Origin of the sequence: Celeribacter sp. SCSIO 80788 (assembly GCF_051054295.1) — a bacterium.
Classification (GTDB): domain Bacteria; phylum Pseudomonadota; class Alphaproteobacteria; order Rhodobacterales; family Rhodobacteraceae; genus Celeribacter.
Genome location: NZ_CP150482.1, coordinates 1,476,736 through 1,498,024, shown reverse-complemented (window position 1 = coordinate 1,498,024; position 21,289 = coordinate 1,476,736). Strand labels below are relative to the sequence as shown.

Here is a 21,289-nt window from a genome sequence, read left to right as displayed (position 1 = left end):
ACCGAATAACAGCAAATACGTTCACGGGGAGTGACATGACGAACATCAAAACCACCAGTGGCCTCAAACGCCGCTCGTTCCTGAAAGGCACCGCGACGGTTATGGGCGGTCTCGCCGCACCGGCCCTCGTGAGCCGCGCAGCGCTGGCCTCCTCCGGCGAAATCAACGTGATGATGTGGTCCGACTACCTGCCGGAGAGCTTCGTGTCGGCCTTCGAAGGGTCCACTGGAATCAAGCTCAATTTCACCGGCATTGGCTCCAACGAGGAGATCATCAACAAGCTGAAAGCCACGAATGGCGAAGGCTTCGACATCGTCTCGCCGACCGTCAACCGCAACCTCCTCTGGGCCGAGCTTGGCCTCTTGCAGCCCTTCGATATGACGAAAATCGCCATCGAAAAGGTCAACCCGGCGATGGCTCTGGGCGAAAAGCACTGGAATTTCGGCGGCTGCTGCTGGGTGCCGCATATCTGGGGTACCGAAGGGGTCGCGTGGCGCACCGATATGTTCACCCCCGCGGGCGAGTTCCCGTCGTACTACGACATCTGGGACGACGCCAACGCTGGCAAAACCATGGGCCGTGGCCACTCCATGCTTCTGGGTCTGGGCCTTGGCATGGAACGCCTTGGCATGATGGAGCCGGGCTCCATGTGGGCGGCTTACGAGTCTCCTGAGAAAATGACCGAGGTCTGGACCAAGGTCGTCGAGCACGCGATTGAAAAGAAAGGCAATATCAAGCTGATCTGGAACGACGCCGACACCCAGAAAAACGGTCTTCTGAACGAAGGCGTCGTTGTTGGCCAAACTTGGGACGGCCCGCCGATCGCGCTCAAAAACGAAGGCGAGCCGGTGATGTACCGTGCGCCGGTCGAGGGCGCGATGGCTTGGGTTGACGGTATGGCGATGCCGACGGGCGCCAAGAACATCGAGCAGGTCTATGCCTTCATCGACGCCTGCTACAACCCCGAGTGGGCCGGTGAGGCGATCAAGACCCATGGCTACAACTCGCCGGTTCTGGGCGCGGATGCCTTCGGTGGTGAGATCTATGCCAAGAACTTTGCCGACGCCTATCCGGGCGAGGCTTTGGCGAACCTCAACGCATGGCCTGCGGAAGCCCCGTGGTACTCGGAAATGCGCACCGAGTTCACCAACAAATTCCTCTCCGCATAAGTCTGCGATCAGGCCCCGCCCATTGCGCGCGGGGCCTTTTCATACCTAAATTCATAAGAGAGGCAACATGCCCGAGACCCTCCCAGATCGCTCCGTCCTCCTCGATCACGTCACGATCCGCTTCGGCAATTTCACCGCCGTCGACAACGCCAATCTCAAGATCAATTCCGGCGAATTCTTTTCCTTTCTTGGCCCCTCCGGCTGCGGTAAAACCACGATGCTGCGCTGTATTTCCGGCTTTTCCGAGCCGACCGAAGGCAAGGTTCTGATCGGCGGCAAGGATATGGCGGGCGTCGGTCCGAACAAACGCCCGACCGCTTTGATTTTCCAACATCTCGCCTTGTTCCCCCTGATGACCGTGGCCGAGAACATCGCTTTTCCGTTGGAAGTGCGTGGCGTGTCCAAGAAAGAGCGGCGCAGACGGGCGGACGAGTTGTTGGAGATGATCGCCCTGCCGGGGATCGGCGACAAGAAACCGGGCGAGCTGTCTGGCGGGCAGAAACAGCGCGTGGCGATTGCCCGCGCTTTGGCCGTTGAGCCGGATATTCTCTTGCTCGACGAGCCGCTCTCCGCGCTCGATCTCAAGCTGCGCCAGCACATGCGCACGGAGCTGCGCGCCATTCAAAAACAGGTTGGCGTGACCTTCATTTACATCACCCACGATCAGGGTGAGGCGCTGACCATGTCTGACCGTGTGGCGGTGATGAGCCGGGGCGTGATTGAACAGGTGGGCGAGCCGGATCGCATCTACAACCGCCCGCGTTCGGCCTTCGTGGCCTCTTTTGTTGGCGAAAACAATGCGTTGCAAGGCGTGATCAAGGGCCAGTCTGGCGAGACGGCCGCGCTTGAGACGCCGATGGGCACGTTCGAAGCCCGCGTCGGTGGCGGGCGCAAATACAAGGTGGGCGATCAGGCGCTCTTGTTTGTGCGGCCCGAACAACTGATCCCCGGAGCCTCTGAGAACGCGTTCCAAGCGACGCTCGCACGTCAGGAATTCGAAGGCGCGACCAACCATGTTTTTGCGAAAGCCGGTGAGAACGAGTTGCGCATTTCCATGGTCAACGCGGGGCTCGCCGGGAGCTTGCCGGGGCAGGGTGAAAGCCTGTCTTTGGGGTTCCAGCCGATGAACGGCACCATTCTTCCGCTCGGGCATATGGCGAGCGAAACATGAAACAGTTGAAACTCGCATACAACACTCTCTTGGCCAAACACGGCATGGGCGCGGCCCTGTTCGTGGCTATTTCCGTGTCGCTTTGGGTCGTCTTGTTCATCACCCTGCCGCAGCTTTCGATGCTGGATTATTCCTTCCGTTTCAATCTGCCGGCCGATCAGCTCGGAACCGATGCGGATCACTACACGCTCGATCAGTACCGCAGTTTCTTCTTCAACAACGACGGTTCGGTCAATACGCTCGACATCATGATCCTCGTGCGCACGCTGATTGCGGCGATGATCGTGACTTTGATTGATGTGCTCATCTGCTATCCCATCGCCTATATCCTCGCCCATGGGGCCAAAGGCCTTGCCGCCCGTCTCATGGTGATCGGGCTGATCATTCCCTATTGGATCAATGAAATCCTGCGCGCCTTTGCCTTTCGCGTGCTGTTTGGGTCCACGGGCGTGGTGAACACCTGGGGGATGCAGCTCGGGCTATGGGACGCGCCGGTGGATTTCATCCGCGCCGATGTGGCGCTCTATTGTGGCCTCGCCTATGCCTATATTCTGTTGATGATCTTCCCGATCTACAACGCCGTCGAAGCGCTCGATCACACGCAGGTCGAAGCGGCCCGCGACATGGGCGCACCTTTGTGGCGGGTGCATTGGCGGGTGGTCTTGCCGATGGCGAAACCGGGGATCGTGTCGGGGGCGACCATGGTTTTTATGCTCACCGCAGGTGCCTTGGCCGCGCCGCAAATCTTGGGTGGGCCGTCGTCTTTGTGGTTCACGCAGCTGATTTATCAGTGGTTCAATGAGAGCTCGAACTGGCCCAGAGGCTCGGCCTATGCCGTCGTCTTGCTTCTCACCTGTATCAGCTTCGTCCTCCTGATGATGCGCGTGTTCAAGGTCTCCGTCGGGGAGATCGGCAAATGAGCAGGAATACCATTTTCGGCGGTGCCTATGCGCTTGCGTTCTTCTCCTTCCTGTTCGGCCCGCTGATCATCATGGCGGCGACCGCGTTCAACTCGTCGAAATTCCCGCGGGTCGCGCCTTGGGAGTGTTTCACGACCAATTGGTTCAATGAGCTGTTCGGCAATGCCCGCCTGATGGAAGGTCTGCTGAACTCGGTGATCATCGGCGTGGGGGTCGTGGCTTTGGCCGTGCCTATCGGGCTTGCGGGGGCATTGGCGCTTTCGGAATTGCCTGCGAAACTGCGCTCGATGCTCTACACCGTGCTGATCCTGCCGATCCTGATCCCCGGCGTTGTTTTGGGGATTTCGACCATCGTGCTCTGGGGTCAGATTACGCGCGGCATCGGGGCCGGGTTCCTGTACAACGGGTATTTCCTGACCATCGTGGGCCAGATCACCTTTGTCTCGGCCTATGCCATGTTGGTGTTCATCGCGCGGCTTCAGCGCTTTGATGCGACCCAGACGGAGGCCGCGCTGGACCTTGGCGCAACCCCCGGTCAGGCGTTTCGCAAGATCCTTCTGCCTTTTATGGCGCCTGCGATTGGGTCTGCGGCCTTCATCACGCTGCTGGCGTCGTTCGAGAACTACAACACCACCGTGTTCACAGTACTCTCGGAAAGCACCTTCACCACGGCGCTGGCGTCCAAAGTACGCCACGGGACGGACCCGTCTTTGTCGGCTTTGGCGGTGATCATCATCACCATCACCTTGGTCGGCGCGCTCACCAACGAAGCGTTCCAGCGCCGCAAAGAGGCCGAAGCCGGTGGCCGCGCCGCGCGTTCGGCCCTTTACGCCAACCCGGTGACGCGGGCGCTGACCCATCCGGGCGTCGTGTTTGCCATTCTCGTGGCGGTGATCGGGGGGATTTCCTATGCGGGGTCGCAATACGACAGCGGCCAGTGCGAGGCGGCGATCCTTCAGGAGAAGCTCGACCGTCAGGAGGCGCTTCGGGCCGAGCAGCGCGCCAAGATCGAAGCGGAACAGGCTCAGCAGGGCGTCACCGTGCCGAAACCGGACAGCGCCTTTGGCGGCGCGTTCGGAGGCGTGGGGACCCCGGCACCGGCAGCCCCTGCGGCGCCGAAACCGGAAAGCCCGTCGGCCTTTGGCGGGGCGTTTGGCGGCATCGCGCCACCGAAGACAGAGGAATGAGAAAGGGGGCCGAAAGGCCCCCTTTTTCCGCCCTTGCCGGAGTGCTTAGTCCGGGATCGTTCGGGCATAGCCCTCGGTCGACAGATCGCGGAACTCTTTGAGCATCTCGACAAAGCCCGCCACCTGATGCGCGCAGGTTGCCTTGCCTTTCTCGGCGGTCGCCAGATGCGCCTCGCCAACCGTGCCCTTGGGGTTCAGGTCTTTCGACACCCAGGCCAGGTTCACCGGCCCGATGGGGGAGATCGGCGCGGCCTCAGCCGTTGAGCGGAAATCCTCGGCCTTGGTCATATCCACCAGATGCGGTTTGAAATGCAGCATCAATGAGGTCTCAAGATCGCCGCCATGGATGCCGTAGCTGCTTTCCTGCGCGCTATACATGCCCTCCGGCTTGCCGAAATTGCCCCATTGGCATTTCACCACCATCATCCCCGCCTGCACCCGCAGCTCGCGGCCCAGAATGGAGATCAGATCGAGGTTGCCGCCATGAGAGTTGACGATCACCATCTTCTTGAGGCCCGCCCGCGCCACAGACAGCCCAATCTCGGTCCAGGCGTCCAAAGCGGTCTTGGCCGTATAGGTCAGCGTGCCCTTGGCGTGGATGTGCTCGTTCGATTTTCCGACGGCCTGAACCGGCAGGATCAGGATGGTGACATCCTCCGGGCAGGTGGCGCGGAGTTCCGCAAGCATGCCCTCGTTGATATAGGTGTCCACGCCCACGGGCAGATGCGGCCCGTGTTGTTCCACGGCGGCGGTGGGCAGGATCACGATGGTTTTCTCGGGGTCGAAATCGGCGAATTCCGTGGTGCGGAACTCGGTCCAGTCATAGCGTCTCATGAGTTGTCTTCCATTGCATAGGTGGCCATCAGGCGGGACCGCAGGTATTCCGCGCCGGTCATGGTCGGATATTTGGCCTCTCCGGTGCCGGGCAGGGCTTCGAGAAGGCTGTCCGGGTTGGGATCGAGGAAAAACGCAATCGAGCGCCGCGCGGTTTTGGGCGGCAGGACGCGGTGCGGTGTCGAGATATAGATGTCGTTGGACCAACGCATCAGACAATCGCCGATGTTGACCACAAACGCGCCCGGCACATGCGGCACATCCATCCAGTCGCCGCCACGCGGTTTGACCTGAAGCCCGGCGACGCCATCGGTCATCAGAAGGGTGACCGAGCCGTAATCCGAATGTGCGCCCGCGCCGATACCGTCGCCATCCGGGGCCGCCGGATAGGACAGAATGCGCAGCGTTGCCATGGGTTCGGTGAAATGCGGCGGAAAGTATCCTTCGGGCAGGTCGAGATCCATCTCGAAGGCGCGGTGCAGTGCCACGCCAAGATCGAGAACCGCGTCATAATAGTCGAGCATCGTGTCGCGGAAACCGGGCAGATCCGGCCAGACATTCACGCCGCGAAACGGCTCGCCCGCAAGAACGCGCGGGTCCTGGGCGTCGAGATCGTATCCGACGTTAAAGGCCTCTTTTTGATCCATCAGGCCGGATTTTTCGTCCAGCGCTTCGGACCCCTGACAGGCCCAGCCGCGATTGTGCGGGTTTTTGCGGATGTCGATCCTGGATTTCTCGACCATGGGCAGGGCGAAGAAGGCGTCGCCTTTGGCGAACACCTCTGCAATCAGTTCTTCCGGGATGCCATGCCCCGAGATCAGGAAAAAACCGGTGTCACGGCAGGCGGCGCCGAGGTCACGCACAAAGCCATCCACATCGGAGCCGGTGGCAAAGCGTTGCCAGTCAAGAACGGGAATGTCCATTTATCCCTCCTTTGGGGTTGGGGCTGCGATCAGCTTGTCGAGCCGTTTTTGCACGCGGGTCAGGTGTTTGGCGCGGCTTTCGGGCGTCGAGCTGTCCATCAGGAAATGCGCTGCAAAAGCGGTTTTACAGCGCTTGGCCAAGATCACCCGAAGCCCGCGCATCAGCGTGCGTTTGCCGGGGGCGCCGACAAAGAAAGTCAGCCAGCGCGAGGCGCCGCAGGTGGTGAAGACGCCCAGTTTGGTGATGTGGGTCAGGCCGGGTTTGATGTCATCGCCTTCCTTTTGCGGCATGATGAAAGCCACGCCCGACACCATGGTGCGGTCGAGCCAGCCCTTGAGCATCGCGGGCAAGCCGTACCACCATGTGGGATAGACGAAGATCAGGCTGTCGCACCATTCCAGATCGGCGCAATCGCGCTCGACCAGTCTGCGGTTTTCCGGCACGTTCTCATAGATTGCATGCTCATGCGCGGAGAGCACCGGGTCGAAGCCTTCGGCATAGAGATCGCGCAGGCGATATTCGACGCCTGCGCTTTGCAATCTCGAAACCACAAGCTCTTTGATCCCGTGATTGAACGAGGTCGTTCGCGGGTGACAATAGATCACGAGGGCGCGTTGCATCACATCGCCTCCATCTCGCGCCGCACCCGCTCCAGATGGCGTTTGAGCTTGGGCTCTTCATTGCGGTTCATGTCATAGCAGGCGATGTATTTTTTCTTCGGCATCCCGCAGGCGTACCACACCGCGCGGGTCACCGTTTTGCGGGGCGGATCGGCATTCTGGATCGCGCGCCAACGAGTGCCGCCATAGGTGGTGCAGGCGTAGAGCTTTTTGATGTTCGTGAGGCCCGGCCGGACCTTGCCATCCACCAGTTTGAACGACACACCCGGAAGGAAAATCCGGTCGAGAAATCCCTTGAGGATCGCCGGATAGCCGAAATTCCACACCGGGAAGACCATGACGAGCGCATCGGCGGCCTGAAGCCGCTCGACGTAGTCGCGCACCGGTTCGATATTCTCCGGCTCGTCGTGATAGCCCCGGCGGCCTTCGGTGGTCAGAACCGGCTGAAACCCTTCGGCGTTGAGATCGCAATCGTCGACCTCCCAGCCGGATTTTTTCAGCGCCTCGACGACCACCTCATGCACCGCCGCGTTGAAGCTCTCGGGGCAGGGGTGGGCGTAGAGGACGAGGACTCGGCCTTTCGAGGCGGCGCTCATTCCGCCACCTCAGGCTTCGGCAGGATTTTCGCGTAGGAATACATATCCGCGTAATCGAAATCCGGCTCGTCCCAGGCGATCATCTTGCCGGGGTTGAGCAACCCTTTCGGGTCCGCCTCGCGTTTGAAATCGAGCTGGCGTTTGTCTGTGGACTGCCGCCCGCCTTCCTCAAGCGTGTAGCGGTGCGGGTTGAAGATCATGCAGTCCATCGCCTCGTGTTTGGCGACCAGATCGTCGAGCTGCGCCTTGTCCTTCGGGAAGACAATCGGAAGCCCCGCAAAAGACAGGCCCGCGCCCTCGCGCATCACTTCGAGGTGCATGTAGAGATCGTCCTTGAAGGTCTCATAGGCACTCATGATTTTCTCGATGTCGGAGCCATAGCGGACCTGAAGATAAGTCAGGTCTTTCTCGAACTTCAGCGCCCGCAGCGTGGTGTGGTTCCAGCCATATTCATAGACCGGGCCGGGGTGACGGTCCCACTGCACATCGTCGGAGCGATAGATCACCTCGCCGCCTTCATAGCGGTCCAGCAGGGTCTGGAAGCCGGCCATGGAATGCGGCGCGACCATCAGGCCGCAGAGGTGATCGTTTTCGGTCACATGGGCCTTCACACGTTGGAAATACTTATGTGCGATGGGGGCGGCGTAGACGGAGGCAAGCTTGATCAGAATGCCCGGCTCGGCGGTCAGTTGACCGGCGAATTCGGTGGCCATGCGGAAGGTGTCGAAGCGCACGAACATCTCGACCCAGTCGTAAGCGGGCGCGAGCGGCATTTCAATCTCGGTGATGATGCCATTGGTGCCATAGGCGTGGGAGACGCGGTGCAGCTCTTCGCCGGTGAATTCCAACACGCGGGGCTCCGCCTCCATGGTGATGACGCGCAGGCGGTCGATATTGCCGAGATCGCGCAGCGCGCCCCAGTTCGCCGACCCGACCCCGCCGGAGCCACCTGCGATGAACCCGCCCAAGGAGGCCTGCGAATAGGTCGACGGGAACATGCGCAGTTCCTGACCCGATTTTTCCTTCAGTTCGGCATCAAGCTCCTTGATGATGATGCCGGGTTCGGCGACGACATAGCCCGCGCCAATCTCCTTGATCTTGTTCATGCCCGTCAGATGCATGACGCAGCCCCCGGCCAAGGGCATCGCCTGGCCATAGTTGCCGGTGCCGCCGCCACGACAGGTGACGGGGACGTCATGTTTGTAGCAGGTCTTGAGAACCTCGATGACCTCGTCTTCGGATTTCGGATTGACCACGAAATCCGCCTCAAGGTGATCCATCTCGGCTTTCAGAACCGGGGAATACCAAAAGAAATCCCGCGATTTGTTGCGGACGGTGGCGGGGTTTTCGTCGATCTCCAGATGGGAGAGTTCGGCCATGGCGGCGGCGATATTCGGTTTCATGATTTTACACTCACGATTTCATCAAGCTCAGAGTAGGACGGCAGGGTGCGGTCGATGGGATCTCCGTCCCGCAAAACCACCCTGTCGGATTGCGGTCGGGCGAACAGCTCGGTCCAGCCGCGTGCGTTGCAAATGACCAAATCGGCAGGTGCGCCCTCGGTCAGTGTCGGTGTGTCAAAGCCACAGGCGGTCGCCGGGTTGGCGAGAAACGCCTGCACCCAGGGCTGATCCGTGTGGTCGAGATGGCAAATCCGCGTCGCCTCGCGCATCACCTCGATCATATCGAGATCGCCATAGGCGTAGAACGGATCGCGGGTGTTATCAGACGCAAAGGACACATTGACCCCCGCCGCGTTCAGCTCATGCGCCATGGTGACACCGCGCCAGCGCGGCGTGCGGCCCTTGTAGCGGTCTTGCAGATACATGTTGCACATCGGCAGGGAAACGACGTTAAGACCCGCCTTGGCGACCAGCGCGATGATCTCGTCGGCGGTCTCTTCCGGCATGACGGAGATCGAACAGCAATGGCCGACCGTCACCTTGTTTTTGAAACCAAGTTCCAGAACCGTCTCCGCGATAGTGCGCAGCGTGTCGGAGGTGGGATCGTCCGTCTCGTCCACATGGAAATCGACGTTGAGATCGTAGAGCATCGCGTAGTGGAAGAAATCCAGCAGGCGCTCTTTCAGATCCGGCACCGGGTAGGTGACCGCGCCGAGGATCTGGCCCGCATCGGCGACGATCTTCGCGATGGCGGGGAAATCGCCCTCATCCTTGAAAATCCGGTCGATGGCGACAAGGCAGGAGGCTTGCAGCTCGATCTTGCCCGCCCATTTCGCCTGCATCTTTTTCACCACGCCAAAGGAGGAGGCGGCGAGGTTGTCGAGGCTGTCGATATGGGTGCGGATCGCCTTGGTCCCGTGCGCATAAGCGCAGCGCAGGGCGAAATCCATCCGCGCCTCGACATCGGGCGCGGTCCAATTGGCATGATCCGCCCGCACGGTTTCCAAGGCGCCCATGAAGGTGCCATCGGGGTTCGAGGCGCGGGGCCATGTATGCCCCTTGTCGAGATGCGTGTGCATGTCGACAAAGGCCGGGAAGACCATGGCCCCTTTCATGTCGATCTCTGGAATGTCGATTGTAGTTTCGGCCGGTTGCCCAGCGTCCGTTTTTACAATCTTGCCGTTTTCGATCGTCAGATCGGTGGTGATGAGGTCGCCGGGCTGACCGATGAGGCAGGCCGGGACCGTGACATTTCGAAGTGTCTTCGCGCCGCTGGGCAGAACGCAAAAGCTCATATAAGTCCTTATGACTCCCGTTTGATCGCACTTTCGTGCCATTTGTGCAGCAGAGCATGGCTCAGGAGAGAGGCTGCGGTGAAGATCACGACGCCGGTGGCCGCGATCAGAAGAAGGGCCGCGAACATCCGCGGAATGTTGAGACGATATCCCGCCTCAAGGATGCGGAAGGCAAGCCCCGATCCGATGCCGCCGGTGCCCGCCACATATTCGGCCACAACCGCCCCGATCAGAGACAGACCGCCCGCGATGCGTAGACCGCCCAGAAAATAGGGCAGCGCGGTCGGCAATTGCAGGTAACGCAGCCGCTGCCAGCGCGTTGCGCCGTAGATTTTATAAAGATCGCGCAGGTTGTGATCGGTCGAATTGAGGCCCAGCGTGGTGTTCGACAGGATCGGGAAGAAGGCCACGATCCACGCGCAGAGCAAAAGCGCCGCCAGCCGGTTGTCGACATAGATGAAGATCAAGGGCGCGATGGATACCACCGGCGTCACCTGAAGGATGACGGCGAAGGGGTAAAACGACATCTCGAAATAGCGCGACTGGGTGAAGAGGATCGCCAGCCCCACGCCGCCGATCACCGCGACGGCCAGAGCGGCCAGCGTGATCTTGAGCGTCACCAAAAGCGCCGAGGACAACATGCCCCAGTCCTGAACCAAGGTCTTGAGCACAAGTCCCGGCCCCGGCAGGATATAATGCGGGATCTCGTTCCACACCACGATCCGATCCCAAAGGAAAATCGCCAGTGCGATCACCACCACGGGTAGAACCCATTTGGCGATCTTCTCGCGCTTTTGCGCGCGGGCGTAGCGAAGTTCTTCTTCGTCCACAACAAGCGTAGTATTCATATCGGTCGTGCTCATGCCGAGGCCCTCGCGCCATGTTCGTTCATTGCCGCATGAAGCGCATCGGAGGCTTTGCGGCAGAGTTCCGCGTAGTCTGCGGAGGTGCGGAATTCTTCGGTGCGCGGGTAGGGCGCATCGACCGTGACCTCGGAGGACACCCGTCCGGGGCGTGCCGCCATGACGACGATCCGGTCCGAGAGGAAGACGGATTCAAACACCGAGTGGGTCACGAAAATCACCGTGCATTTGAGCTTTTCGCGCAGCTCCAAAAGGTCGTTGTTCAACTTGTGGCGGGTGATTTCGTCCAAGGCCGCGAAAGGTTCGTCCATCAGGATGAGGCGCGGCTCTGTCACCAGCGAGCGGGCAATCGACACCCGCATTTTCATGCCGCCTGAGAGTTCGCGCGGGTAGGCGCGCTGGAATTTCTCCAGACCCACCATTTTGAGCGCCCACATGATCTCGTCCTGAACGTCGCGCATGGATTTGCCACGCAGACGGAACGGCAGCCAGACGTTCTGCTCGACGGTCGCCCAGGGCATCAGCGTCGGTTCCTGAAACACCACACCGAGGTCGCCGGTCTTCATGCCGCCTTCCCATGTGATATGGCCCGAAGTTGGGCGCATCAGCCCGGAAATCAGCCGCAGGGCCGTGGATTTGCCGCAGCCCGAGGGGCCCAGAAGCGAGATGAAATCGCCCTGATTGACGGTCAGGTTCATATCCTTGAGCGCCACGACATTGCCGTTGAAAACCTTGTCCACATTGGACATATCCAACAGCTTTTCACGCTGGCCCATGGGGGGAATGGAGGTGGGAGGGGTGGTCATGTGCGTCTTTCGCGTCTTGATTTGCGGGGCCGGAAGATGCCGCCCCCGCTTGTCTTTCGGCAGGGCCTTATTTCAGGTCCATGCCAACTTTTTGGTTGGTGAAATCGAGTGTATAGGCGGAGGAGTAATCCAGACCCGCCTCGATCACGCCCGCGTCGACCATCTTGTCGTAGAAGTCCTTGATCTTCTCGTCGGTCATCGCGCCGATGCCGAGCTCAAGCGCGTCGCCGCTGTCGACGATGCCTTCGGATTTCATCTTCTCGATGGCGAAATCGATCTTGTCCTGCGTCATGTCGGGGTTGTCCGCCATGATCATCTCGTTTGCCGCCGAGTTGTCGTTGTAGAGGTAGTTGTACCAGCCGATCGCGGAGCCATCGACAAAGCATTTCACCGCCTCGGGGGTCTCGTCGATGGTCTTCTGCATCGTCTCAATGGTGGTTGCATAGGTCGAGTAACCGGCGTCGGCGATCAGGAAGACATCGGGGGTAAACCCGCCTTCTTTTTCGATCACATAGGGCTCAGACGACAGGAAACCCTGCATTGCCATGTTCTCATCGGCCAGGAACGGCGCCGGGTTGAACGTATAGGGCTGGCGCTGCTCGGCGGTGAAACCGTAGGCGGCGATCATCCACTGGTAGTAGGAGGCAAAGCCGTTGTCGCCGATCAGGAGCGTGAGGTTCTTCAGGTCCTCGAAGGTCTTCGCCTTGCCCGGATGCGCGATGATCACCTGCGGGTGTTTCTGGAACGTGGCGGCCACGGCTACGACCGGGATGCCTTCTTTCGCGGCGTTGAACGCCTGAAGCAGATCGCCGCCCATGTGGAACTGGATCTTGTCGGCCATCATGAGCGCGCGGTTGTTGACCTGCGGACCGCCCGGCTGGATCGTCACGTCGAGACCGCAGGCGGCATAGGTGCCATCGGCCACGGCCTGATAGTAGCCGCCGTGCTCGGCCTGAGCGAGCCAGTTGGTGCCGAAGGACACGGGCGTCAGGTCGGCGGCCATTGCGCCGGTGAGGGCCGCGGTGGAAGTGGTCGCGGCAAGGGCAAGCCCCGCGAGAACGCGATTCAAAGTCATGTAAACTCTCCGTGGGTGAAATTCCGCAGACCACGTTAGCGAGATCATCGGGGGGGAGGCACAGGGGGGCGTTGCGGGAATTTGCATACAATCTTCAGATGCCCAATTTGAGGGCGAAAATCTGGCCGTGTGGTCAAAATTAACGCAGATGTCGGCAATATCGGATGCGATGTTGTACACAATGGCGGCGCTTCCCGTCACGAAATGGCATGAGAGAAGGCGAAAAACGAATCTCGACACGAAGGACACCGCAATGAATATGCCGCTCACGCCCAGCTCCATCGCGGCCCCGTTCGGGGCCTATAGCCACGGGGTCATGGGGCCTTCTGGTGGGCAGATTATCGTAACCTCGGGTCAGCTTGGACTTGCCCCGGACGGGACATGCCCGGAAGGCGTTAAAGCACAGGCAGAGCAGTGTTTCGCCAATATCGACGCCATTTTGGCGGCGGCGGGGGCAGGGCGCGATGCGGTGATCCGGATCAGCGCTTTCGTGACCCGGCGCGAAGATTTCCCGGTCTATATGGCGGTGCGCGACGCCTGGCTGGCCGAGGTCGCCGTCAAACCCGCGTCAACCCTGATCATCGTCACAGGGTTTACCCGTGAGGAGTTCAAGGTCGAGGTGGAAGTCACCGCTGTGAAACAGGGCTGATCGCGTCGGGCGCTTTCTGGGGATTTGCCTGTTTTTTCGGCGCTTTCGCGGGGTTTGCCCCGGAGCACCGCCCCAAACCGGTTCAGAGTTTCACGCCGAGATGTTTGAGAACCGGCTGCCACTGGGCCTTCATCGGGGCATATTTCGCCTGAGTCTGGTCGAAGATCGACAGACCTTCGCGGGCCAGATCAATATAGGCGGCGCGCTCGGAAATCATCGTCACAAGCTCTTGCCCGTTGGCCTCAAGGAACTCTTTCAAAATGCGCCCGTCCTTGCGCCGGGGGTCGATGCGAGAGCCGATGGGCAGGATCTCGACCTTCTCTTTGCGGATGCGTTTCAACTCGCGCAGGGATTTGAGAAAGCCCTTCACCGCCAGCTCATCGAACATCGAGGCCATGATCGGCGTCACCATCACGTCGGCGTCTTTCAACAGCACCTTCGCGGCCTCGCTTTCAAGCCCCGCGCCGCTGTCGATCACCAGCCAGTCGGTTTTTCGCGGCACTGAGGGACGCGCAGCGCCAGACCAGTCCAGCACGGGGATATGCGCCGCATAGGCCGAGCGGCGTTTGCCCCACATCCGTGCGGATTGCTGCGGATCGGCATCGGCCAGCGTTACGCGTTTGCCGGCGGCACGCAACGCCGCAGCGAGGGTGATCGCTGTCATCGTTTTGCCGGAACCACCCTTGCTGTTGGCAACGAGAAGCGTCTTCACGGCTTACGATCCTTTCTTGGAATTCTTCTTGAGAAACTTGCGGATATGATCGCGAAGCTCGCGCGAGGCGGAGGTGTCCATCTCTTCGCAGAGCGCCACGAACGCGTCGCGGTCCTCCTTCGGCAGGCGGATGATCAGCGAGCTGTCTTTTTTGTTTTTCGGCGCCATGCCTACCCCTTGGTCATAGCCGTTGTCTGCCTATACGATGTATATACATTCTATGGGGAGGGTCAAGGCAGGTTTCGGATAATTCAAAAGGGATTACGTGCCGAGCACAACATCGAGGTGACATTCGGCCATATGTTTGGCGGTGCGGGCAAAGCTTGGGTCGCGGGTGTGTTGGGCGGCGACGATGGCGCCGTCGATGAGCACGGCAAAGGAACGCGCGGTTTCGGTCACGTCGGGCACCTTGAGTTCGATGGCCTGTGCCTTGAGCCAGGTCAGGATGTGCTCCTTGTGTTTCTCCGCCGCCTTGCGCACCGCGTCGTTGCCAGTGTCGAACTCCGCCACCGCATTGATGAACGGGCAGCCGTAGAACCCCGGATCGGAAAACCAGTCCTGAAGCACGTCGAACACGGCGAGCATGCGTTTGCGGGCGGGGCCCTGTGTTTCGGCGAGGCGCCCAAAGAACCAGCCGCGCCATGTGGTGCCCTCGGCCTCCAGCACGGCGGCGATCAGCTCTTCTTTCGATTTGAAGTGATGATAGAGCGTCGCCTTCGCGGTCCCGGCGCGGGCGAGGATCGTATCGATGCCGGTGGCGGCGAAGCCGTGGTTGCAGAACAGATGCGAGGCGGCCGTCATGATCTTGTCACGCGCGGTTTTCGGCTCCGTCGCGGCAAAGCTCCAGCCGGAGGTTTCCAAAGGGCAAAACTCCTGGGGGCTGTCATCCATCTGAGGCTCTCCTGCAATCTGAACTCAATACGTCTGGCGGGGAGGGGAATCGCCCCGCGTCAAAGGCTGTCAATCTCCCTCACATATATATCGCAAAAAAACAAGACAGCTCTGTCTATTGTTTTGAGCGGGTTTCTCAGGTGCGACATTCTTGCATGCGCAAGTGTGTTGGGCGGTGTTTAGGGATAAAATTCACGTAAAATCGCCTCGATACGAGCAGTCTACCTCAATTTTTGCTGAATATTTGAACAGGAAAATAAGAGTCACCTTTTCCGGCATTCGGGCATTGACGGAGAGGGCTTCTTTGCGTCTCGATAAGACAGAACGGTTTGTACAGTTTTGCAAACAACCCGGAGTGAGAAGAGATGGCCGTGACCAAAATGAAAGATCAGACCCCTTCCCAGCCGTCCGAAGGACAGGTGCAGGAGCCGGCGCATCCGCCTGTGCTGATCGGCGCGCATGTCGCGGTGAAGCGGCTTAGCCACAGCTATCGCAAGGCCGACGGTCCTGTGCTTGAGGATATGGATTTCGAAATTCATCAGGGCGAGGTCGTGGCGCTTCTGGGGCGCTCCGGTTGCGGCAAGTCCACGCTGTTGCACATGCTCGCGGGCCTCACCCATCCGTCCGAGGGCGAGGTCGTGATCAACGGCAATGTGGTCGAACATCCTTCGCCGAAATGGGTGATGATGTTTCAGGCGCCGTCGCTTTATCCGTGGATGACCGTGGCGCAGAACGCCGGGCTGGGGCTCAAGTTCACCCGTCGCAGCTACGAGATTGCCAAGCGTGTGCCGGAAGTGCTCGATCTGGTCGATCTTGGGGCTTTCGCGGATCGCAATGCGCAGGAATTGTCCGGCGGTCAGCAGCAGCGCGTGGCTCTGGCCCGCTCGCTTGCGCCGCGTCCGGAGATGCTGCTCCTCGACGAACCCTTCTCCGCGCTCGATGCCTTCACCCGCCGCTCGCTTCAGCAGGACGTGCGCAAGATCGCCAAGGACCTCGGCCTGACGCTTGTGATCGTGACCCATGACGTGGGCGAGGCGGTGCGCATGGCGGACCGGGTGCTGGTGCTCAAGGCCAATCCGGGGCGGATCGCCGAGGACACGCAGATCGCGCTGTCCGAAGAAGAGCGCGGCGGCGGCTCCGATGCCTTTGGCCGTGAACACGCCCGCCTCATGGGGATTTATGCCGAGGTCGCCGAGATGGGCGATGCGCCCACCGAGAACGATTTCACCCGCCTTTCCGAATAATCCGAACAAGACCAACCGAACATCAACAGGGACCTGACATGACTGACGACCACAAGAAAACTTGCGGCCACGGCCATCACCACCACGACCTTCACGGCGCTTGCTGTGGCGGGAACACGGAGTTCGATCCGGGCCGTCGTTCGACGCTCGCTCTTCTGGCAAAAGGCGGTCTGGCGGCTCTTCTGGGCGGGATGCCCGCGATGCTGCCGCGCATGGCCTCTGCGCAGGACGACGATATTCTGCGCATCGGTTATCTGCCGATCACCGACGCCACGCCGCTTCTGGTCGCCCATGCCAAGGGCTATTTCGAGGAAGAGGGCATCAAGGCCGAGCAACCGACCCTGATGCGCGGCTGGTCGCCGCTGATTGAGGGCTTTGCCTCCGGCAAGTTCAACCTCGTGCACTTCCTGAAACCGATCCCGGTCTGGATGCGCTACAACAACAATTTCCCGGTCAAAATCATGTCCTGGGCGCATACCAACGGCTCAGCACTTGTGGTGGGCAAACACACGGACATCGAGGACTTCGCGGGTCTGGGCGGCAAACAGGTCGCCGTGCCGTTCTGGTACTCGATGCACAATATCGTGCTGCAATATGCGTTGCGCGCCAACGGCATCAAAGCCGTGATCAAGCCTCAGGGCGAACCGATCGCCGCCGACGAATGCAACCTTCAGGTTCTGCCGCCGCCCGAAATGCCGCCCGCGCTCGCCGCCAAGAAGATCGATGCCTATATCGTCGCCGAGCCGTTCAACGCGCTCGGGGAACTGAAAGCGGGCGCGCGGATGCTGCGCTTTACCGGCGACATCTGGAAAAACCACCCGTGTTGCGTTGTGTGCATGCACGAAGAGGCGACCACCGCGAAGCCGGAATGGACGCAAGGCGTGATGAACGCCGTGGTGCGTGCCTCGATCTATGCCTCTCAAAACAAAGAGGAAGTGGCGGAACTTCTGTCGAAAGACGGGGCAGGGTATCTGCCTGCGCCAGCGCCCGTGGTGAAACGCGCCATGACGCTTTACGAGAACAACCCGGATTACATCGCCTCGGGGGCGATCAAGCACCAGAGCGCGTTCCACAATGGCCGGATCGACTTCCAGCCCTGGCCGTACCCGTCGGCAACCAAGCTCATCGTCGAGGCGATGAACGAGACGGTCGTGTCCGGGGAGACCACTTTCCTTGAGGGGCTCGATCCGCAATTCGTGGCCGACGATTTGGTCAACTACGATTACGTCAAAGCCGCGCTCGAAAAATACCCGGAGTGGAAGAACGATCCCTCTGTCGCAACCGGCGGCGATCCTTACACCCGTGAGGAGATCTTCGAGCTATGAGCGATGTGACCCAGCTTTCAGGGCAAATGGCCCGGACAGGTTTCTCCCTGCCGAAGCTGGGCCGCTTCCGCGGCTTTGCGAACGGGGCGCTCGGCATTGGCCTGTTGCTGGTGCTGTGGTGGATCGGCGGGTGGATCGTCGAGACCAGCGACGATCTTTTCGCCTTCGCCGATTTCGCTCCGGCCCCGACGCTTTCCCGTCTCTGGGAGATGCTGATGGACGGCGAGGTCGTGGCCATGTCCGGGCCGTCGCTGATGCGGGTGGGGCTGGGCCTGTTTTACGCCATCGTCATCGGTGTGCCTGTCGGGATCATGATCGGGCGGATGAAGCGCCTCAACGAGGTTGCGAACGTGCCGTTCCAGTTCCTGCGGATGATCTCGCCGCTGTCCTGGATGCCGATTGCGGTCATGGCCTTTGCCACTTGGGACGGGGCGATCATTTTCCTGATCGGCATGGCGGCTGTCTGGCCGATCCTGTTCTCCACCGCCGGTGGCGTGCGCCGGATCGACCCCTCGTGGCTCAAGGTTGCCCGCAATCTGGGGGCCAACCCGCTCCATATGCTCTTCTCGGTGATCCTTCCGGCCATCGCGGTGGACATCCTCTCGGGCATTCGCCTCGCGCTTGGGGTGGCCTGGGTGGTGCTGGTGCCTGCCGAATATCTCGGCGTCACCTCCGGGCTTGGCTACGCGATCAACGATGCGCGGGACACGCTCGAATACGACCGGCTGGCCGCCACGGTGGTGGTGATCGGGGTGATCGGTTTCGCCCTCGACGCCCTCGCAGGCCAGCTCATCAAGAAATTCAACTGGGTGCGCTCCGACGGGCACTAAGGCCCTGCGCTCCCTGACTTTTAACCCACCAGACGAAACGGAGGAATTCCCATGTCTGAACCCGTAACCGCTCTCACCGGCTGTCTTGCGCCGGATGTCGACGGGCTGGACCCGATCTCGAAAGAGGGGCTGGAGGCGCTGATCGCGTCCGGCAAGGCCAACCCGAAGGCGATCAAGACGCTGAAATGTAAAACCGTCGCGGAAGGCCGCTTCCGTCACGCCAACTACATCCGCGATCTCGAGCCCTACATCGTGGACGAGCCGCCGGGGCTTCTGGGCGACGACACCGCGCCGAACCCGTCCGAGGCTTCTCTGGCCGCTCTGGGTTCCTGTGTGGCCGTGGGGCTCCACGCCAACGCCATCGCCCGCGGCATCAAGATCAAAAAGCTCGAGCTGTCGCTCGAAGGCGATCTGAACATCACCGCCGTCTGGGGCACGGGCGACGTGTCCGAGAAACCCGTCGGATTCACCGATGTGCGCATCAAGGTCGATATGGAAGCCGATTGCCCGCAAGAGGAAATCGACGCCCTGATCGCCCATGTCACGCAATGGTCGCCGGTGTTCAACACCTTCTCGCGCCCTGTGAACATGATCGCCGAAAGCGTCTGACGCATCCGGGGGCCGTCCGAGAGACGCGCATAGGGCGGCCCCTGCCTTTTTCGAAACCCAACCTCTGGAGAGATGAGATGAACGTCGCCACCTCCCTCACGGCTTACGATTTCGATGAGATCGACCGTATTTCCCGCGAAGATCTCGCTAGCATCGTCCAAAAGATCGACGACGAACGGATCTACGCCGAAGACATCATGCGCGCATACGGCAAGGCCGGCGCTTACGGCACTCATGTGGGCGGGATCGACGGCGATGTCGATCTGACCTCTGCGGTTCTGTCCATGGCGCGGACCTCTGAGGAATGCCTCTCAACCGGCTTCTGTGTCTGGTGTCAGGACACGCTCGCTTGGTATATTTCCTCGTCTGACAACGAATTTCTGAAAACCGAGATCCTGCCCAAGGTGATCAAGGGCGAGGCCCTTGGCGGCACCGGCATGTCCAACCCGATGAAGGCCATGGGCGAGATCGAAAAGATGCGCCTCAAAGGCACGAAGGTCGAAGGCGGGTATACCGTCAAGGGCCTCTTGCCTTGGGTCTCCAACCTCGTTGAAGACGGTTATTTCGGCACGATGTTCCATGTGGATGTCGAGGGCGAAGAGGCCCCGAAACGTGTCATGGCGATTTTCCATGCGGGGTGGGAGGGGATCAAGCTCAAGCTCGACCACGACTTCGTCGCCATGGGCGGCACGGCCACCTGCAACGTGCAGTGTCGCGATGTGTTTGTGCCCGATGAGTATATCCTCGGCGACCCGGCGATGGATTTTGTCAAACGTATCCGCCCCGGCTTTACCATCCTGCAATGCGGCATGGCGGCGGGGATCATCAAGAATTGCATCGAGCTGATTGAACAAGTCGAGGCGCCTCTGGGTCATGTGAACCAGTATCTCGACAAACAGGCCTCTGATCTTCGCGCCGAGTATGACGTGCTGGTGGGCGAGGTCTTGGAGCTGTGCAAAACGCCCTATGACCTGTCCGATGCCTTCTACCTGCGTGTGCTCAAGGCGCGTTTGCGCGGCGGCGAGTTGGCCATGGAGACCGCGCATTGGGCGCAGCTTCACATGGGCGCGCGTGGATACGTCACCAACGGTGCCGCGCAACGCCGCCTGCGCGAGGCCTATTTCGTCGGCATCGTCACCCCCGCGACCAAGCATCTCAAAATGCTGATCGCGCAAATGGAAGGCTAAGCCTTCGCCTCCGGGGGAGAGGTCTCTCCCCCCAATAAACAAAACCCAACTCACTCACCCTCAAACGGAACAACAGGGAGCCGACAGATGGATTCTGCGCTTATTACTCCGACCGATTTGAAGACCCTCGCCGACGCCGATCTCGCCGTCATCATTGACACGCGCGATCCCGAAAGTTTCGCTGCCGGACATATCCCCGGGGCGGTGAACATGCATGACATCTTCACCTTCCTCGCCACCTCCGACGCCTCGGGCATGGCCGCGCTCAAGGAGAAATTCGCCGCCGAATTCGGGGCCGCCGGTCTCGATGGCGAGAAAACCGCCGTGATCTATGAGGCGGCGATGGACGGGGGCTTTGGCCAGTCTTGTCGTGGCTTCTACCTTTTGTCTTTCCTCGGCTACCCGAAGGTCAAAGTGCTGCACGGGGGCTTTGCCGCCTGGACCGCCGATGCCTTCCCAGTCTCGACCGCTGCCGTGGCCCCCACGCCCGCAGGCTTTGCCATCGACGAGGCCGCAGGCGCGATCATGATGGACGCGGACGACATGAAAGCCGCGATTGACGATCCCGAGGCGGTGATCCTCGACGTGCGCGACATCGACGAATGGATCGGTACGTCCTCCTCGCCCTATGGCGTCGATTTCTGCCCGCGCAAGGGGCGTATCCCCGGTGCCGTCTGGATCGAATGGTACCGGATGATGAAACCGTCGGCCCATGGCAAGATGATGAAATCGAAAGAGGAAGTCCTCGCCGAATGCGCCACGGTCGGTATCACGCCCGACACGCCGGTGAAACTCTACTGCTTCAAAGGCGCGCGCGCTTCGAACACCTTCCTCGCCCTCAAAGAGGCCGGGATCAAGGATGTCGCGATCTATTTCGGGTCTTGGAACGAATGGTCGCGCGACATGAGCCTGCCGATCGAAACCGGCTTTCCCTTTCAGGCCTGATTGGCCCGAGCCCTTCTAACATCTGACATTACGG

23 protein-coding genes are annotated in these 21,289 nt (G+C 60.5%); 11 read left to right on the top strand and 12 right to left on the bottom strand.

From position 1 onward, the window contains the following. Window positions 1-44: 44 nt before the first annotated feature. The 4 genes from V1471_RS07570 to V1471_RS07555 all read left to right on the top strand — a co-directional run bounded on the left by V1471_RS07570 (window position 45) and on the right by V1471_RS07555 (window position 4,447). Entirely contained in the window at window positions 45-1,169 is a 1,125-nt protein-coding gene (locus V1471_RS07570) for an extracellular solute-binding protein (RefSeq protein WP_434290894.1), read from the top strand. A 67-nt stretch (window positions 1,170-1,236) separates the two neighbouring features. After that, entirely contained in the window at window positions 1,237-2,340 is a 1,104-nt protein-coding gene (locus V1471_RS07565; protein ID WP_434287737.1) for an ABC transporter ATP-binding protein, read from the top strand. Continuing rightward, entirely contained in the window at window positions 2,337-3,260 is a 924-nt protein-coding gene (locus V1471_RS07560) for an ABC transporter permease (protein WP_434287736.1), read from the top strand. Before V1471_RS07565 ends, V1471_RS07560 begins: the two co-directional genes overlap by 4 nt. Then, complete coding sequence (locus tag V1471_RS07555; RefSeq protein WP_434287735.1) at window positions 3,257-4,447, top strand: ABC transporter permease; 1,191 nt, start codon at window positions 3,257-3,259, stop codon at window positions 4,445-4,447. Before V1471_RS07560 ends, V1471_RS07555 begins: the two co-directional genes overlap by 4 nt. A 45-nt stretch (window positions 4,448-4,492) precedes the next feature. Here V1471_RS07555 and V1471_RS07550 read toward each other — a convergent pair whose 3' ends face one another. From V1471_RS07550 to V1471_RS07510, 9 genes are all read right to left on the bottom strand, one after another. After that, window positions 4,493-5,281 (bottom strand): creatininase family protein, encoded by a 789-nt coding sequence (locus V1471_RS07550; protein WP_434287734.1) that lies wholly within the window; start codon window positions 5,279-5,281, stop codon window positions 4,493-4,495. Continuing rightward, complete coding sequence (locus V1471_RS07545) at window positions 5,278-6,204, bottom strand: isopenicillin N synthase family dioxygenase (protein WP_434287733.1); 927 nt, start codon at window positions 6,202-6,204, stop codon at window positions 5,278-5,280. Before V1471_RS07545 ends, V1471_RS07550 begins: the two co-directional genes overlap by 4 nt. Next, window positions 6,205-6,825: an NAD(P)H-dependent oxidoreductase gene (locus tag V1471_RS07540; RefSeq protein ID WP_434287732.1), complete on the bottom strand. Its 621-nt coding sequence runs from the start codon at window positions 6,823-6,825 to the stop codon at window positions 6,205-6,207. Next, entirely contained in the window at window positions 6,825-7,421 is a 597-nt protein-coding gene (locus V1471_RS07535; RefSeq protein ID WP_434287731.1) for an NAD(P)H-dependent oxidoreductase, read from the bottom strand. Before V1471_RS07535 ends, V1471_RS07540 begins: the two co-directional genes overlap by 1 nt. Then, on the bottom strand, window positions 7,418-8,824 hold the full coding sequence (locus V1471_RS07530; protein WP_434287730.1) for an FAD-binding oxidoreductase: 1,407 nt from the start codon (window positions 8,822-8,824) through the stop codon (window positions 7,418-7,420). The genes V1471_RS07535 and V1471_RS07530 overlap by 4 nt, the downstream gene beginning before the upstream one ends. After that, window positions 8,821-10,119 carry a cytosine deaminase gene (locus V1471_RS07525; RefSeq protein ID WP_434287729.1) on the bottom strand — a complete coding sequence of 433 codons (1,299 nt, stop codon included), beginning with the start codon at window positions 10,117-10,119 and terminating at the stop codon, window positions 8,821-8,823. Before V1471_RS07525 ends, V1471_RS07530 begins: the two co-directional genes overlap by 4 nt. Window positions 10,120-10,127: 8 nt before the next feature. Next, on the bottom strand, window positions 10,128-10,982 hold the full coding sequence (locus V1471_RS07520) for an ABC transporter permease (protein WP_434287728.1): 855 nt from the start codon (window positions 10,980-10,982) through the stop codon (window positions 10,128-10,130). Beyond that, window positions 10,979-11,788 carry an ABC transporter ATP-binding protein gene (locus V1471_RS07515; protein WP_434287727.1) on the bottom strand — a complete coding sequence of 270 codons (810 nt, stop codon included), beginning with the start codon at window positions 11,786-11,788 and terminating at the stop codon, window positions 10,979-10,981. The genes V1471_RS07520 and V1471_RS07515 overlap by 4 nt, the downstream gene beginning before the upstream one ends. Before the next feature lie 67 nt (window positions 11,789-11,855). Further along, window positions 11,856-12,863, bottom strand: a complete 1,008-nt coding sequence (locus V1471_RS07510) for an ABC transporter substrate-binding protein (RefSeq protein WP_434287726.1) — start codon at window positions 12,861-12,863, stop codon at window positions 11,856-11,858. A 253-nt stretch (window positions 12,864-13,116) separates the two neighbouring features. Between V1471_RS07510 and V1471_RS07505 the strand changes: the two genes are divergently transcribed. Then, window positions 13,117-13,512, top strand: coding sequence for a RidA family protein (locus V1471_RS07505; RefSeq protein ID WP_434287725.1), 396 nt, complete (start codon window positions 13,117-13,119; stop codon window positions 13,510-13,512). Between the two features lie 82 nt (window positions 13,513-13,594). Here the strand turns inward: V1471_RS07505 and V1471_RS07500 are convergent, their stop codons facing one another. From V1471_RS07500 to V1471_RS07490, 3 genes are all read right to left on the bottom strand, one after another. Continuing rightward, window positions 13,595-14,224: an AAA family ATPase gene (locus V1471_RS07500; protein ID WP_434287724.1), complete on the bottom strand. Its 630-nt coding sequence runs from the start codon at window positions 14,222-14,224 to the stop codon at window positions 13,595-13,597. A gap of 3 nt (window positions 14,225-14,227) precedes the next feature. Next, window positions 14,228-14,392 (bottom strand): hypothetical protein, encoded by a 165-nt coding sequence (locus tag V1471_RS07495; protein WP_170109316.1) that lies wholly within the window; start codon window positions 14,390-14,392, stop codon window positions 14,228-14,230. Window positions 14,393-14,485: 93 nt separating this feature from the next. After that, complete coding sequence (locus V1471_RS07490; protein ID WP_434287723.1) at window positions 14,486-15,115, bottom strand: TetR/AcrR family transcriptional regulator; 630 nt, start codon at window positions 15,113-15,115, stop codon at window positions 14,486-14,488. Window positions 15,116-15,495: 380 nt separating this feature from the next. On the opposite strand from V1471_RS07490, the gene V1471_RS07485 reads away from it, so the two are divergent. The 6 genes from V1471_RS07485 (at window position 15,496) to V1471_RS07460 (ending at window position 21,255) form a co-directional block, all read left to right on the top strand. After that, window positions 15,496-16,359 carry an ABC transporter ATP-binding protein gene (locus tag V1471_RS07485; RefSeq protein WP_434290892.1) on the top strand — a complete coding sequence of 288 codons (864 nt, stop codon included), beginning with the start codon at window positions 15,496-15,498 and terminating at the stop codon, window positions 16,357-16,359. Between the two features lie 38 nt (window positions 16,360-16,397). Beyond that, the gene (locus V1471_RS07480; protein ID WP_434287722.1) at window positions 16,398-17,684 is read left to right on the top strand and encodes an ABC transporter substrate-binding protein; all 1,287 of its coding nucleotides are present in this window, start codon (window positions 16,398-16,400) and stop codon (window positions 17,682-17,684) included. Then, window positions 17,681-18,514 (top strand): ABC transporter permease, encoded by an 834-nt coding sequence (locus V1471_RS07475; protein WP_434287721.1) that lies wholly within the window; start codon window positions 17,681-17,683, stop codon window positions 18,512-18,514. Before V1471_RS07480 ends, V1471_RS07475 begins: the two co-directional genes overlap by 4 nt. Before the next feature lie 51 nt (window positions 18,515-18,565). After that, on the top strand, window positions 18,566-19,123 hold the full coding sequence (locus tag V1471_RS07470; RefSeq protein WP_434287720.1) for an OsmC family protein: 558 nt from the start codon (window positions 18,566-18,568) through the stop codon (window positions 19,121-19,123). Window positions 19,124-19,200: 77 nt separating this feature from the next. After that, window positions 19,201-20,310 carry an acyl-CoA dehydrogenase family protein gene (locus tag V1471_RS07465; RefSeq protein WP_434287719.1) on the top strand — a complete coding sequence of 370 codons (1,110 nt, stop codon included), beginning with the start codon at window positions 19,201-19,203 and terminating at the stop codon, window positions 20,308-20,310. An 87-nt stretch (window positions 20,311-20,397) separates the two neighbouring features. Beyond that, the gene (locus tag V1471_RS07460; protein WP_434287718.1) at window positions 20,398-21,255 is read left to right on the top strand and encodes a sulfurtransferase; all 858 of its coding nucleotides are present in this window, start codon (window positions 20,398-20,400) and stop codon (window positions 21,253-21,255) included. The last annotated feature ends 34 nt before the right edge of the window (window positions 21,256-21,289 follow it).

Coding starts and splice junctions, on each gene's coding strand:
- V1471_RS07520 (WP_434287728.1), bottom strand. CDS start 10,982: ATGAGCACGACCGATATGAATACTACGCTTGTTGTGGACGAAGAAGAA.
- V1471_RS07480 (WP_434287722.1), top strand. CDS start 16,398: ATGACTGACGACCACAAGAAAACTTGCGGCCACGGCCATCACCACCAC.
- V1471_RS07545 (WP_434287733.1), bottom strand. CDS start 6,204: ATGGACATTCCCGTTCTTGACTGGCAACGCTTTGCCACCGGCTCCGAT.
- V1471_RS07550 (WP_434287734.1), bottom strand. CDS start 5,281: ATGAGACGCTATGACTGGACCGAGTTCCGCACCACGGAATTCGCCGAT.
- V1471_RS07485 (WP_434290892.1), top strand. CDS start 15,496: ATGAAAGATCAGACCCCTTCCCAGCCGTCCGAAGGACAGGTGCAGGAG.
- V1471_RS07560 (WP_434287736.1), top strand. CDS start 2,337: ATGAAACAGTTGAAACTCGCATACAACACTCTCTTGGCCAAACACGGC.
- V1471_RS07470 (WP_434287720.1), top strand. CDS start 18,566: ATGTCTGAACCCGTAACCGCTCTCACCGGCTGTCTTGCGCCGGATGTC.
- V1471_RS07535 (WP_434287731.1), bottom strand. CDS start 7,421: ATGAGCGCCGCCTCGAAAGGCCGAGTCCTCGTCCTCTACGCCCACCCC.
- V1471_RS07505 (WP_434287725.1), top strand. CDS start 13,117: ATGAATATGCCGCTCACGCCCAGCTCCATCGCGGCCCCGTTCGGGGCC.
- V1471_RS07510 (WP_434287726.1), bottom strand. CDS start 12,863: ATGACTTTGAATCGCGTTCTCGCGGGGCTTGCCCTTGCCGCGACCACT.
- V1471_RS07515 (WP_434287727.1), bottom strand. CDS start 11,788: ATGACCACCCCTCCCACCTCCATTCCCCCCATGGGCCAGCGTGAAAAG.
- V1471_RS07495 (WP_170109316.1), bottom strand. CDS start 14,392: ATGGCGCCGAAAAACAAAAAAGACAGCTCGCTGATCATCCGCCTGCCG.
- V1471_RS07565 (WP_434287737.1), top strand. CDS start 1,237: ATGCCCGAGACCCTCCCAGATCGCTCCGTCCTCCTCGATCACGTCACG.
- V1471_RS07555 (WP_434287735.1), top strand. CDS start 3,257: ATGAGCAGGAATACCATTTTCGGCGGTGCCTATGCGCTTGCGTTCTTC.
- V1471_RS07465 (WP_434287719.1), top strand. CDS start 19,201: ATGAACGTCGCCACCTCCCTCACGGCTTACGATTTCGATGAGATCGAC.
- V1471_RS07525 (WP_434287729.1), bottom strand. CDS start 10,119: ATGAGCTTTTGCGTTCTGCCCAGCGGCGCGAAGACACTTCGAAATGTC.
- V1471_RS07540 (WP_434287732.1), bottom strand. CDS start 6,825: ATGCAACGCGCCCTCGTGATCTATTGTCACCCGCGAACGACCTCGTTC.
- V1471_RS07490 (WP_434287723.1), bottom strand. CDS start 15,115: ATGGATGACAGCCCCCAGGAGTTTTGCCCTTTGGAAACCTCCGGCTGG.
- V1471_RS07475 (WP_434287721.1), top strand. CDS start 17,681: ATGAGCGATGTGACCCAGCTTTCAGGGCAAATGGCCCGGACAGGTTTC.
- V1471_RS07460 (WP_434287718.1), top strand. CDS start 20,398: ATGGATTCTGCGCTTATTACTCCGACCGATTTGAAGACCCTCGCCGAC.
- V1471_RS07530 (WP_434287730.1), bottom strand. CDS start 8,824: ATGAAACCGAATATCGCCGCCGCCATGGCCGAACTCTCCCATCTGGAG.